Origin of the sequence: Bifidobacterium amazonense (genome assembly GCF_018555435.2) — a bacterium.
In the GTDB taxonomy this organism is placed as follows: Bacteria; Actinomycetota; Actinomycetes; order Actinomycetales; family Bifidobacteriaceae; genus Bifidobacterium; species Bifidobacterium amazonense.
In genome coordinates, this window is record NZ_JAFEJT020000003.1 from 1 (window position 1) to 13463 (window position 13463).

Here is a 13463-nt window from a genome sequence, read left to right on the forward strand (position 1 = left end):
CGCGTCGACGCCGGCACGTCACGCAACGCGGGCTCCGACAAGCAGACCTACTACAAGCTCACCCTGTCCGGCGGCGACCCCGACTCCGTGCGCGACATGGCCGAAACGCTGTTCTCCGGCGGCGCGGTCGACGGCGACGTGGCGCTCGCCGAGGCGGCCTGCTCCACGCAGGCGTTCCTGCACCTGTGCGAGCTCGGCGTGCCGTTCCCGCGCAACCGCTACGGCGAATACATCGGCTACAAGACCGACCACGACCCGCGCCGCCGCGCCACGTCCGTCGGCCCGTACACGTCCAAGTCGATGGTCGAGCATCTGCAGAAGGCCGTCGAGGCGAAGGGCATCGAAACGTTCGAATTCTGCCGCGTCGTCGACGTGCTCGTCCACGACGGCCAGGTGATCGGACTGCTCGTGCTCAACCGCCGCGCCGAGCCGGGCACCGACCAGCCGCGCTTCACCGTGTTCCGCACGCCGAACATCGTCTACGCGACCGGCGGCCCGGCGGGCATGTACGCGAACAGCGTGTACCCGAACGGCCAGTGGGGCGCTTCGGGCGCGCCGCTGCGCGCCGGCGCGAAGGGCAAGAACCTGACCGAATGGCAGTTCGGCCTCGCCTCGCTCACCCCGCGCTGGAACGTGTCCGGCACGTACATGCAGGTGCTGCCGCGCTTCGTGTCCACGAACCCGGACGGCTCGGACGAGCGCGAGTTCCTGTCCGAAGCGATCCCGGACTACGGCCGTCAGCTTTCGCTCGTGTTCCTCAAGGGCTACCAGTGGCCGTTCGACATCCGCAAGGCGCGCGACGGCTCGTCGCTCATCGACCTGCTCGTCTACCGCGAGACCGTGCTGCGCGGCCGTTACGTGTACCTCGACTTCCGCACCAACCCGATGCGCGCCGAGCTTGACGCCGACGCGCTCGACCCGGAGGCGCGCGACTACCTCGACAAGGCCGGCGCGCTGTTCGGCACGCCGATCGAACGCCTGCGCCACATGAACGAGCCCGCCTACCAGTTCTATCTCGACAAGAACCCGGGCGTCGACCTCGAGAAGGAGATGCTGCGCGTCGACGTGTGCGCCCAGCACAACAACGGCGGCCTCACGATCGACCGTTGGTGGCGGTCCAACATCGAAGGCCTGTTCCCGTGCGGCGAGGTCGACGGCGGCCACGGCGTGTACCGTCCGGGCGGCTCGGCGCTCAACGAGGGCCAGGTCGCGGCGTTGCGCGCGGCGACGTGGATCTCCGCGCATCGCGCGTCCCTGCCGCTGACCGACGACGCCGAGTTCGCCGAGTTCGCCGCCCCTGTGGTCGGTCATGCGTTCGACCTGCTGGCCGGCGCGTGTGATCGTGCGGCGGAGTCCGGTGCGGAGAACGTCGGCGACTATCTCGACGACGTGCGCCAGCTGATGAGCGCCAAGGCCGGTCCCGTGCGCAACGTCGACGACGTGCGCGCCGCGCGCGACACGGTCGGCGGCTGGCTCGACGAATACGATCGCACGGTGAGCGCCTCGGCCAAGTCGCGGCGCAGCATCGACCGCGTGTTCCTCGTGCGCGACATCCTCACCAGCGCGTACACGTACCTCGGCGCGATGGCCGAATACGCCGAGCACGCGAACAACACGTCGCGCGGATCCGTGCTGTGGACCGACCCGAACGGCAAGCTGCCGGTCAAGGGCTTCGGCCAGGACGCGGACACGCCGATCGACCTCGACGACCGGTTCAAGTTCACGCTCGACGGCGGCAGGCTGGACGGCGAGACGCAGGAGACGACGTTCGTGTCGGCCGCGGCCGGTGCGGCTGACGGTGCTGGCGCTGCTGGTGCCGACGATGCCGGACGTGCGGGCGAGGGCGGTTCGATCGCGTGCGCATGGCGTCTGGTGCGGCCGATCCCGGAGGACGACGACTTCTTCGAGAACGTGTGGCGCGACTACCGCGAGACCGGCAACGTCGACTGACCCGTTACCTATACCTATTGCAAAGGAGCCTATTATGACTAATCCGATTCTGTCGATGAACCAGGCGACCATCAAGTACGCCGACCTGCGCCAGACGCTCGACACGCTTACAGCCGCCGGCTACCAGAGCGTCGGCCTGTGGCGTGAACCCGTCGAGGCCGTGGGCGTCGAGGAGGCCGTGAAGATGGTCGCCGATTCCGGCCTGCGCGTGTCCACCATGTGCCGCGGCGGCTTCTTCACCATGCCGGAAGGCGACTCGCGCCGCGCCTCCATCGACGACAACCGTCGTCTGATCGAGGAGACCGCCGCGTTCGGCTGCAAGGTGCTCGTGCTCGTCGTCGGAGGCCTGCCGGAAGGATCCAAGGATCTCATCGGCGCCCGCGCCCGCATCTCGGACGCACTCGCCGAACTCGAGTCGGACGCGCTCGCCGCGGGCGTGACGCTCGCGATCGAACCGCTGCACCCGATGTACTGCACCGACCGCGCGTGCGTCTCGACGCTCGGCCAGGCGCTCGACATCGCCGCCCCGTTCGATCCGAAGGCCGTGGGCGTGACCGTGGATACGTTCCACATCTTCTGGGATCCGCAGGTGCTCGACTCGATCGCGCGCGCCGGCCATGAGGGCCGCATCGCCACCTATCAGGTGTGCGACTATCGCACCCCGTTCGAGAAGGACGTGCTGCTGAGCCGCCACTACATGGGCGAGGGCGTGATCGACTTCAAGTCCCTGACCGAGGCCGTGGCCGCCACTGGCTGGCGCGGCGACATCGAATGCGAGATCTTCAACCAGGCCGTCTGGGACACCCCGTTCGACCAGGTCGCCGCCCGCGTCTCCGACGCCTTCGACAAGGAGGTCGCGCCTTACTGGCCCCAGGCGTGACGATTCCCGCTCGGGCAAGCTGCACCGTACGAAGCCGTCGCATCACACCCCGTAATGCGACGGCTTCGTCGTATGCGACTGAATATCTGTCTTACAATGGGACTATTGCGAGATGAATGGTCCAAGGAGGCTGGGATGGGTGCGTCTGACGATGGGATGGCTGTTGCCGGTGTTGCGGGTACGGCGGATGCCGGTGCAATCGCGCCCGCCGCGGCGTCGATTCCCGAACAGCTGGACCGCTTCTTCGAGGAGCTGCGCCGCATCGATGTGGCGTTCGCCGACTACGGCCGCCGGCTGGGGCTGTCCGACAGCGTGATGTGCGTGCTCGACTATCTCAACGATCATGACGGCGCCTCGCAGAAGGCGATCTGCGAATACACGATGCTGCCGCGGCAGACGGTCAACAATGTCGTTTCCTCGTTTGTCGAGCAAGGCTATGTGCGGCTCGGCGAGGCGGGCGCCGGGGGAGCGGGCGACCGGCGCGTCAAGGCGGTCTGGCTCACCGAGGCCGGGAGGCGCTATTGCAACGGGATCATCGCGCCCGAACGTGCGGTCGAATACCGCGCGATGAGCGAGCTCGACCCATCCGCCCGCGACGCGTTGGTCCGCGGTATGGAGATCTTCGGCGAGGCCTTCCGCCGCCAACTCCGCGAAGTCCGCGTCTGACGGCATCCCCTTCCAAAAGTGGGGATAGTGCGACGCAAAACAGTCGGCCATGCCCGTCAATCATGCCTCAAGACATGTCAACCATCCGCTCGGATTTGGGCAGCCATGGCCCAGCATCCCATCATCGTTCGTCGACTTGTAGCTCGCGGAACTCGCCGTAATTGACATTTGTCCCATAATGGGACAATATGGGGTGGTGTGCTCGCGACGAGGACGCTTGCGGGCTCACGACAACGGAAACGAATAAGACCCAGGGCGGGCCGGCGCACCGGATGCGACCGTCCCCGCCGGGCAACGACATAGGGAACATATAAGGGAGTTGGATATCCATGCGGCTGGTCGCACGCTTCATGAGACCGTACTGGGGGCTGTTCGCGCTGACGTTGGTGCTGCTGTTCTTCGACGTGATCGGCGCGCTCGTCATCCCCACGTTCGTGGCCGAGCTGCTCAACGAAAGCGCGTCCGGCGCCACCCTCGACGCGATGATCTCGACCGGCGTGAAGATGGGCCTCGCCGCGCTCATCTCCGGCACGGCGGCCGTGGCCGGCGGCTGGTGCTGCTCGCAGCTGACCAGCAAGGTCGGCAAGGACATGCGCATGGCCCTGTACCGGAAGTCGCTCGACCTGTCGATCTACGACTTCCGCAACTTCGGCACCGCGTCCATCACCACACGCACCATCAACGACATCGTCAACATCCAGCTGGCCATGACCAACGTCATGGGCATGCTGCTGCCCGTGCCGATCATCTTCGTCATGGCGCTCACGCTGTCGTTCCGCCTCGACGTGGGCATGTCGCTCGGCCTGCTCGCCGTGATCGCATTCGTGTGCGTCGTCGCGTTCTTCATCATGCGCTCCGCGTCCCCGCTGTTCCGCCGTCTGCAGAAGCTGCTCGACCGCATCGGCGCCGTGCTGCTCGAAAACCTCACCGGAGTGCGCGTCATCCGCGCGTTCGGCAAGGAGCGGCATGAACGCAACCGCATGGACGAGACGTTCACCGACTACGCGGTCACGTCCATCAAGGCGAACCGCCTGTTCGCCAACCTCGACGGCCTCTCGTACTTCGGCATCAACGTGTTCGTCGTCATCGTCTACTTCATGGCCGGCCCGCGCATCGACGCCGGCGGCTTCCAGATCGGCGACATCACGGCCATCGTCGAATACTCGGTCATGGCGCTCTTCTACCTGATGATGGGCCAGATGGTCATCATCACCCTGCCGCGCGCCCTCGAATGCTGCGAACGCGTGCGTCTCGTACTCGACCACAGTCCGCAGATCGTCGACCCGGAGCCGGCCAAGACCATCGACATGGCCGGCCGCAAGCCGCTCGACGACGGCGAGGTGCTCGCGTTCCGCGACGTGACGTTCCGTTTCGCCGACGCGCAGGAGGACGCGCTGAGCCACGTCAGCTTCACCTGCCGGCGCGGCCAGACCACGGCGATCATCGGCGGCACCGGTTCGGGCAAGTCGACGATCGCGATGCTCGCGCTGCGCTTCCACGACGCGACGTGGGGCAAGGTCACGCTCGACGGCGTGGACGTGCGCGACATGCGCCAGCACGACCTGCGCACGCGCGTCTCGTACGTGCAGCAGCAGGCATGGCTGTTCTCCGGCACGATCGCCGACAACCTGCGTTACGGCGACCGCGACGCGAGCCGCGAACGGCTCGATCATGCGATCGACGTCGCGCAGGCGCGCGAATTCGTCGACTCGCTGCCCGACGGCCTTGACTCGCGCGTCGCACAGGGCGGCACGAACTTCTCCGGCGGCCAGAAGCAGCGACTGTCGATCGCCCGCGCGCTCGTCGGCGACAGCCAACTGGTCATCTTCGACGACAGTTTCTCCGCGCTCGACTTCCGCACGGACGCGGCATTGCGGCACGCGCTCGCCGAGGAGACCGACGACCGTGCGGTGCTCATCATCGCGCAGCGCGTGAGCACGATCCAGCATGCGGATCAGATCGTCGTGCTCTCGGACGGCGAGGTCGCGGGCATCGGCCGGCACGACGAGCTGATGCGAACGTGCGCGGTCTACCGCGAGATCGTCGAATCGCAGACGAAGGAGGCATCCGAGACGCAGGATGCGGCCGGTCCGGCGACGGCCGACGACGTGGCCGAACTCGCGCGGCGCATCGCACGGCCGGATGCAGCGGACGGTACGACCGCGACGGATGACACTGCGTGCACGACGGACAATACGAACGATACGACGCCGGGAAAGGAGGCGTGACATGAGCAACGACAACTACGAACCGATCGACGGCATGGACGAGGCCGTCATCACCGCGTCCTCAAGCGACGACATCGAACTGGAGGCCCCGAAGAACGCCTCCGCCACGGCCAAACGACTGTTCGCGCAGCTTAAGGAGCAGCGTGTGCGCCTGGCGGTAGTGGCCGCGTCGATCCTGCTGTTCACGTTCTTCCACATCGCGGCGCCGATGTACAGCGCGGTCGTGGTCGACGCGATCTGGACGGCCGTGCAGGAGGCGTGGAAGGCCGGCACGCCGTACGCGATCGAATGGAGCGCGGGCGGCATCGGCTGGCCGATCCTGATCCTGGCGGTCCTGTACCTCGGCGAGGCCGCGTTCTACTACCTGCAGTCGTACCTGATGGCGTCGGTGGCCGAAAACCTCAACCTGAGCCTGCGCAAGCAGATCAGCGCGAAGATCCAACGGCTGCCGCTGCGCTTCTTCGACCGCAACAAGCCGGGCGAAGTGCTCAGCAAGGTCACCAACGACCTCGACCGCATCAGCGAGGTCATGCAGACCGGCCTGCTGCGCCTGATCACCGCGATCACGACGATCACCGGCTCGCTGGTGATCATGATCTGCTATTCGTGGCTGCTCACGCTCGTGTTCCTGTGCTTCATGGCGTTCAGCCTGTGGGTCACCAAGCTCGTGGCGAAGAAGAACCTCGAGGTCGCCTCCCTCAGGCAGGAGACCGTCGGCGAGCTGACGGGCCTTGCGGAGGAATACTACAAGGGCCGCAACATCATCAAGGCGTACAACCGCGAGGCCGACAGCATCGCCGCGATGGAGGACGCCGCCGAACGCACCCGCCGCGCCGCGCAGACCGCCGACTTCATCACCATGTCCGTCAACCCGCTCATCCGCATGATCTCGCGCTTCTCGCAGATGTTCGTGATGGTGCTCGCCGGATGGATGGTGATCGGCGGACGCATGAGCGTGGGCGTGGCGCAGGCGTTCTTCCAGTACGTGATCCAGGTGAGCGAGCCGATGACCGAGGCGAGCTACATGATCAACTCGCTGCAGTCGGCGCTCGCCTCCGCGGAGCGTACGTTCGAACTGCTCGACGAGGACGAGGAACGGCCCGACCCGACGCCGGACGTTGCGGCGCATGCCGTCGAGCCGGTGCGCGGCCGCGTAGTCTTCGACCACGTGCGCTTCGGATACGACCCGGACAAGCCGCTGATGAAGGACGTGAGCTTCGTCGCCGAACCCGGACGCAAGATCGCGATCGTCGGCACGACGGGCGCGGGCAAGACCACGCTGATCAACCTGCTCATGCGCTTCTACGAGATCGACGGCGGACGGATCACGCTCGACGGGGTGTCCACCGCGGATATGACGCGCGGCGAACTGCGCCGCGAATTCGGCATGGTATTGCAGGACACGTGGCTGTTCGGCGGCACCGTGGCCGAAAACCTCGCCTACGGTCGGCCGGACGCGACGCGCGACGAGATCGTGGAGGCCGCGAAGGCCGCGCGTGCGGACTATTTCATCCGCACGCTGCCGCACGGCTACGACACGATGCTCGACAACGAGGCCGGCAACCTGTCCGTCGGGCAGCGCCAGCTGCTCACCATCGCGCGCGTGTTCCTCGCCGACCCGCCGATCCTGATTCTGGACGAGGCGACCAGTTCGGTCGACACACGCACCGAGGCGGAGATCGGCAAGGCGATGGCCCGGCTCATGGCCGGTCGCACGAGCTTCGTGATCGCGCACCGTCTGTCCACCATCCGCGACGCCGACCTGATCCTGTACATGGAGCACGGCGACATCGTCGAAATGGGCGACCACCACAGCCTCCTCGACGCCGGAGGCCGCTACGCCGCCCTCTACAACTCCCAGTTCGCGTAACTGCCGGCGGAGCCTCGGCCGTCCTGCAATTATGGACGGGCTTCGCCCGCGTTGTGTTGGCTCGCCTGTCGGCTCGCACATCGCCTACAAGCAGCTCTGCTGTTTGCTTCACGGCGATGTCCTCACTGAGGGGGCTCCCGACGAAGTCGGGTGGGGAGCTCGCGGTCGCAGGCCGCCAACAACACGGCATCGCGTGCAGCGCGATTCCGAAGATGTCCATATAGCGTAGGGCGGGATATGGGGGAGTGGCTTGCGGCGTATGCTCGCTGAGGTTGCGCCGTCGGGCGGCGCTCGGATGCGAAGGAGGATGTGCGCATGATCGCTGGGTTTTCGGTGCTGACGCTGTTCCTGATCCTGCTGGCCGGCATCGGCGCGGGATTCGTCGGATACGCGGTGGGCGCGTCGTCGCTCGTCTCGTATCCGGCGCTGCTCGCGCTCGGCATTCCGCCCGTGCTCGCCAACGCGAGCAACACGGTCGGCGTGGTCGGCACCGGCATTGGCGGATTGATGGGTGCGCGCAAGGAACTGGCCGGACAGACGCTGCGCTCCGCTGTCTATATCGCGATCGGCGCGGTCGGCGGCATCTTCGGCGCGCTCCTGCTGCTCGGACTCGACCCGAGCGTGTTCGAATTCCTCGCGCCCGCGCTCATCCTGTTCAGCGCGCTGATGATCGCATTCAACCCGCGCGGCCGCATGCAGGCCAAGCAGGCCGCGCGCGACGCGCAGGCCCAGCTCGCCGCAATGCAGGATGCCGGGCAGGATGCCGGGCAGGATGCGGCCGAGGCAGGTGCGCCGAGCCTGACGACCGGTACCGTTGCCGCGACCACGAAGACGGGCTCATCCGGTACATCATCCGCAGCAAAGGCGACCAATCCGGAGGACCAACCCGTGCAGCCCATGCGACAGGACTCGTGGGGGGTGTGGCTCGGCGTGGTCGCCGTGGCCGTATACAGCGGCTACTTCGGCGCGGGTGCAGGCACGGTGGCGCTCGCCGTGCTCGACGCGGCCAACATCGGCCCGTTCCATAAGATCAACGCGCTCAAGACGCTCATCGGCACGGGCGCGAACATCACCGCATCCGTCGTGTTCATCGTCAAGGGTGTGGTCAACTGGCCCGCCGCGATCATGCTGTGCATCGGATGCTTCATCGGCGGCTACATCGCCCCGCCGATCACCCGCAAGATCCCCGCCAACGTGATGCGCGCCGCCGCCGTCATCGCCGGCATCGTGCTCACGCTCGACCTCGCCGTCAAAACCTATCTGTGACGTCGGCGTTAGGGGATTGCGCCAGCCAACGGTCTTCTGCATTTAGTTCCCTGCATTTCCCATGACCGGGTTCATTGCCAAGGATGTCTGTCCCTGCCGAGGAATCGCGCTGCGTGCGATGCCAAAACCGTGAGAACATGCCATCAGCGCAGCGGAATGGTCGAAGCGTCGGCGGGGTGTTGCGATGATCCGCGTCAATACAATCGGCGTCAATGTAGGAACCACTTCAAAATGTATGGTTTATACCCACAATGATCACGCGGAAGGGACGTGGGAGATGGCTGAGATTTGGTGTTGTGGGCATAAACGGGATCCTTGCGAACGCCGTTGACGACATGGGGACTGAAAATACCGGATAATGTGCCGGATCGTGGGCATAAACGGGATACGACGTTCATCGGATTGTGGGTGATTTCGGACATCGTGGGCATAGACCAGCCACGTAGAGGGTCTGCGAGGCCTCTTCATGGTAGGTCCATGCCCACAATCCCATGACGTGGGGCTTTTATGCCCACGATCGGCTGTTCGGTTATGCGCCGGTCAGCACTTGGCAGCCGTCAACCATGCCTAAGACATGCCTAAGAGGGGCACTGACCATCCACTTGGACCAGGCAAGAGGCTGTCATCAGAGGCTGTCATCAGCCTCGGCGTCTTGCAATTGCGGATGAGCTTCGCCCGCGTTGTATTAGCTCGCCTGCCGGCTTGTACCTCGCCGACAAATAGCACTGCTGTAGCGTCCCATAAGCAACGCGTATAGCCACGCCGTGGTATGCGCGTGAGACGGCCGGTATAGTCATAGCCAGTTGCGCGGAAACAGTCGGGAAACGGTTCCTGAAGCCATCCGGAAGCCATCCGGGAGGGGCACCCATCCGAACGACATTCCGCGCGGCCGCCGGCGAACGCCGGAAGACAGCCGGCGAAACCCGTCGGCAGACGAACGACACGCAGACATCCCAAGGAGGTGCGCCATGACGAGGTTCAACACTCAGCTGGTCCACGGACTGCCGGTGAACGACAACAACACCGGTGCCGTGAACCCGCCCATCTACAACTCATCCACGTATGCTTTCGAATCGGTCGAGGCGATGCCCCGCTGGGACTATTCACGCAGCGGCAACCCGACCCGCGAGTTCCTCGAGCGGCAGATCGCCCAGCTCGAGCACGGCACGCGCGGCTTCGCGTTCGCGTCCGGCCTCGCCGCGATCCACGCGGTCCTGAGCATCTTCAAGCCGGGCGACCGCATCGTCGTCGGCAAGAACATCTACGGCGGCACGTACTCGCTGTTCAACGAATACTTCGCCGAGCGCGGCATCACGTTCGAACCGGTGGACACCGCCGACTACGAGGCGCTCGACGACGCGGTCTCCGGCCGTGCCCGCGTCACGTTCGACGGCCGCGAACTCAAGGCGACCAGCCCGGCCAAGGCCGTGTATTTCGAGGTCCTCACCAATCCGCTCCTGCAGGTCAACAACGTGAACCGCATCGCCGCCGTCGCGCACCGTCACGGCGCGATCGCGATCGTCGACAACACGTTCGTCACGCCGTACCTGCAGCAGCCGCTCGACCTGGGCGCCGACGTGGTCGTCCATTCGGCCACCAAGTATCTGGCCGGCCATTCCGAGGTGACCGCGGGACTGGTCGTCGTGCTCGACGACGAGATCGGCCGCAAGATCTACTTCGCACAGAACCGTTTCGGCGGCGTGCTGCAGCCGGCCGAATGCAACGACGTGCGCCGCGGCATCCAGACGCTCGCGCTGCGCATGGACCGCCAGCAGGCCAACGCGCAGGCCATCGCCGAATACCTGCTCGCGCATCCGCTGGTCAAGACCGTGCACTATCCGGGCGTGCAGCGCGACCACAACAAGGTGCTCGCCGAGAACGGACTGCGCGGCTTCGGCGGCGTGCTCTCGTTCGAGGTCGTGCCGGGCGTCGACCCGGGCGTGGTGCTCAACAACCTGCACATCTTCCGCCTGGCGGTAAGCCTTGGCGCTGTCGAAAGCCTCGCCGAATTCCCGGCGCGCATGACCCATTTCGAACTGCCCCGGGAGGAGCGGCTCAAGGTCGGCATCACCGACGAGCTGATCCGTCTGGCGGTCGGCATCGAGGATGCGACCGATCTGATCGAGGATCTCGGCCAAGCGCTCGACAAGGCGTACGAAGCGTACGTGCGCGACCACGCGGGCGCCGAATCGTTCAGCCAGCTCGCCTCCGGCGTGTTCGCCTAGGGTGCGGACGGTCGCGTCCGGCATGGTTGGGGGACCGTGCCGGACGCGACCGCATCACTCATCGGAATCACTCATCAAAATGAATCTCATGCGGGCTCGTGCCGCCCTGAATGATCGTCCACGCGTCGTCGAGCGCCTCGAAGACCATGTTGTGCACGGCGATGTCGGTGAAGAAGCCGACGTGCGGCGAGATGATCACGTTCGGCATGTCCTGCAGATGCTGGTAGCGCAGGTCGGGGATGCGGCCGTCGTAGGTCTTGTTGTACAGCGTCGCCTCGCCTTCGACCACGTCCAGCGCGGCCCCGCGGATCACGCCCGCGTCCAGCGCGTCGATGAGCGCGTCCGTGTCGACCACCGGCCCGCGCGAGGCGTTCACCAGATACGCGGTCGGCTTCATGCGGCGCAGCGTGTCCGCATTGATCAGGTGCCGCGTATGCTCGTCGAGCCACGTGTGCATGGTGACCACGTCGGCGCGGGCGAACAGCTCGTCCTTGGAGACGAACGTGAGGATGTCGTCGAATTCGTGGTTTTCGTGGATGTCGTTGCCGATCACCGTGGCGCCGAGCGCGTGGAAGATGCGCGCGACCTGCGAGCCGATGCGGCCCACGCCGATGATGCCGATCGTCAGTTCGGACAGTTCCGGCGACATGAGTCCGGAGACGATGTAGTCGTTGTGCGCGGCGCGGTCGGCGAACAGGTTGAGCTGGCGCACGAGCGTCATGACGTGCGTGAGCACGAGTTCGGCGACGGCCGGCGGCGAGTACGACGGCACGTTCGTGACCTTCATGCCGAGCGCGTGCGCGCGGCGGATGTCCACCGTGTCGAGTCCGGCCGAGCGCAGGCCGATGTGGCCCACGCCGTATTCGGCCAGCCTGTCGTACAGGCTGCCGTCCGCGCTGATGGGCACGCGCTGGCGGTAGCAGACGGCCTTGTGGCCCTTCGCGGTTTCGACCGTGGAGTCCAGCAGGTCGAAGTTGTAGCAGTCCACGTCGATGCCGCGTTCGCGCGACCATGCGTCGGCGGCCACGCGCTCCTCGTCCAGCGGATAGTAGAACGCTATCGATGCCATGTTCGGTTCCTTTCTGTTCACAGGTCTGTTCACAGGTCTGTTCACGGGTCCGTATGCGAATCCGGCCGGGTGCGTCAGCCGCGCGCCCACTCGCCGATCCTGCGCGCCGCCTCGCGCAGTTGGTCTTCGCCGGCCGCGTAGCTGAAGCGGATGTAGCGGCTGGGGGAGTCCTCGAACGCGTCGCCCGGCACGCACGCCACGAGCGCCTCGTGGGCCATGGCGGTCGCGTACTGCGTGCTGGAGCCGTGGTAGGAATCCGGCACGCGCACATACAGGTAGAACGCGCCGGACGGTGCCACGTAGTCGAAGCCGGCCTGCGCGAGCAGTCCGGAGAACAGGTCGCGCCGTGCATGGTAGGCGGCCCGCATGCGGTCGATGTCCGCGTCGCCGTTGCGGTACGCCTCCTCGGCCGCGTCCATGACGAACATGGAGGCCGATCCGACGGCCAGCTGATGCGATTTCGCGAGTTCGGCGACGGCCGGTTCCGGCGCGGCGATGTAGCCGAGACGCCAGCCGGTCATCGCGTACGTCTTCGACGTGCTGTCGATGACGATCGTGCGGTCGGGCAGATACCTTGCGATGGACTCGTGCGGCTCACCGTACGTGAGCTGCGCGTAGACCTCGTCGCTGACGACGATCGTGCGGTGACGTTCGACGACCTGCGCGATCCGACGCACCAGTTCGGCCGGGTACGCCGCACCGGTCGGATTGCACGGGTCGTTGATCAGCAGCACGGTCCTGCGGTCCGCGTACCGGGCCAGCTGTTCGTCGAGCCGTTCGGGCGAGAGCATGAACCCGGTGTCCGACGTGTCGATCGCGACGAACCGCGCGCCGTTGGCCACGGCGAGGTTGCGGTACAGGCCGAAGTACGGGGAGGGGACGAGCAGCACGCTGTCGCGGTCGAGCAGCGCGCGCATCGTGCTGCCGAGCGCCTCGTACGCGCCTTCGGTGACGATCACCTGGCCGGGCTCGTACGTAAGCCCCATGCGCCGGTCCAGGAAGCCGGCGATCGCCTCGCGCAGCCCGGGCGTGCCGGGGCTTGGCGCGTAGTGCGTGCGATGGTCGCGCAGCGAGCGTTCCGCGGCCTCGCGCACATGATCGGGCGTGGCGAAGTCCGGTTCGCCCAACGTCAGTTTGAGGATCCCCGGAATCCCGGAGATGCTTGCATTGAACGCGCGGATCGGAGACTCCTTCGCCTGCCGCAGGTCCGCGTTGAACGCGTCCGCCCAGTCCCGGCCCGGCAGGGATTGCGGCGTTTCGTCCGTGGTCTCCGTAGGGTCCTGTGCTTCCGTGATGTCCGTCATGCCGT

At 66.1% G+C, this 13463-nt stretch carries 9 protein-coding genes; 7 read left to right on the top strand and 2 right to left on the bottom strand.

Annotated features, from left to right (window positions below):
- The 7 genes from JS533_RS01145 to JS533_RS01175 all read left to right on the top strand — a co-directional run.
- Nucleotides 1-1950: FAD-binding protein (locus tag JS533_RS01145; RefSeq protein WP_241512738.1), on the top strand; the 1950-nt coding region annotated here is incomplete at its 5' end.
- A 34-nt stretch (nt 1951-1984) separates the two neighbouring features.
- Complete coding sequence (locus tag JS533_RS01150) at nt 1985-2830, top strand: sugar phosphate isomerase/epimerase family protein (RefSeq protein WP_241512739.1); 846 nt, start codon at nt 1985-1987, stop codon at nt 2828-2830.
- Between the two features lie 72 nt (nt 2831-2902).
- A complete protein-coding gene (locus JS533_RS01155) occupies nt 2903-3496 on the top strand; it encodes a MarR family winged helix-turn-helix transcriptional regulator (RefSeq protein WP_241512740.1) in 594 nt (197 codons plus the stop codon).
- Nucleotides 3497-3825: 329 nt separating this feature from the next.
- Nucleotides 3826-5724, top strand: coding sequence for an ABC transporter ATP-binding protein (locus JS533_RS01160; protein ID WP_241512741.1), 1899 nt, complete (start codon nt 3826-3828; stop codon nt 5722-5724).
- Nucleotide 5725: 1 nt separating this feature from the next.
- Nucleotides 5726-7594: an ABC transporter ATP-binding protein gene (locus JS533_RS01165; RefSeq protein ID WP_241512742.1), complete on the top strand. Its 1869-nt coding sequence runs from the start codon at nt 5726-5728 to the stop codon at nt 7592-7594.
- Nucleotides 7595-7909: 315 nt separating this feature from the next.
- On the top strand, nt 7910-8860 hold the full coding sequence (locus tag JS533_RS01170; RefSeq protein ID WP_241512743.1) for a sulfite exporter TauE/SafE family protein: 951 nt from the start codon (nt 7910-7912) through the stop codon (nt 8858-8860).
- A gap of 968 nt (nt 8861-9828) precedes the next feature.
- Nucleotides 9829-11085 (top strand): trans-sulfuration enzyme family protein, encoded by a 1257-nt coding sequence (locus JS533_RS01175; RefSeq protein ID WP_241512744.1) that lies wholly within the window; start codon nt 9829-9831, stop codon nt 11083-11085.
- Between the two features lie 67 nt (nt 11086-11152).
- Here JS533_RS01175 and JS533_RS01180 read toward each other — a convergent pair whose 3' ends face one another.
- Nucleotides 11153-12154: an NAD(P)-dependent oxidoreductase gene (locus JS533_RS01180; RefSeq protein ID WP_241512745.1), complete on the bottom strand. Its 1002-nt coding sequence runs from the start codon at nt 12152-12154 to the stop codon at nt 11153-11155.
- A 74-nt stretch (nt 12155-12228) separates the two neighbouring features.
- The gene (locus JS533_RS01185) at nt 12229-13458 is read right to left on the bottom strand and encodes a pyridoxal phosphate-dependent aminotransferase (RefSeq protein WP_241512746.1); all 1230 of its coding nucleotides are present in this window, start codon (nt 13456-13458) and stop codon (nt 12229-12231) included.
- Between the last annotated feature and the right edge of the window lie 5 nt (nt 13459-13463).

Bases quoted from the DNA above. Each gene is read 5' to 3' on its own strand.
- JS533_RS01150 (WP_241512739.1), top strand. From the start codon at position 1,985: ATGACTAATCCGATTCTGTCGATGAACCAGGCGACCATCAAGTACGCC.
- JS533_RS01155 (WP_241512740.1), top strand. From the start codon at position 2,903: ATGCGACTGAATATCTGTCTTACAATGGGACTATTGCGAGATGAATGG.
- JS533_RS01160 (WP_241512741.1), top strand. From the start codon at position 3,826: ATGCGGCTGGTCGCACGCTTCATGAGACCGTACTGGGGGCTGTTCGCG.
- JS533_RS01165 (WP_241512742.1), top strand. From the start codon at position 5,726: ATGAGCAACGACAACTACGAACCGATCGACGGCATGGACGAGGCCGTC.
- JS533_RS01170 (WP_241512743.1), top strand. From the start codon at position 7,910: ATGATCGCTGGGTTTTCGGTGCTGACGCTGTTCCTGATCCTGCTGGCC.
- JS533_RS01175 (WP_241512744.1), top strand. From the start codon at position 9,829: ATGACGAGGTTCAACACTCAGCTGGTCCACGGACTGCCGGTGAACGAC.
- JS533_RS01180 (WP_241512745.1), bottom strand. From the start codon at position 12,154: ATGGCATCGATAGCGTTCTACTATCCGCTGGACGAGGAGCGCGTGGCC.
- JS533_RS01185 (WP_241512746.1), bottom strand. From the start codon at position 13,458: ATGACGGACATCACGGAAGCACAGGACCCTACGGAGACCACGGACGAA.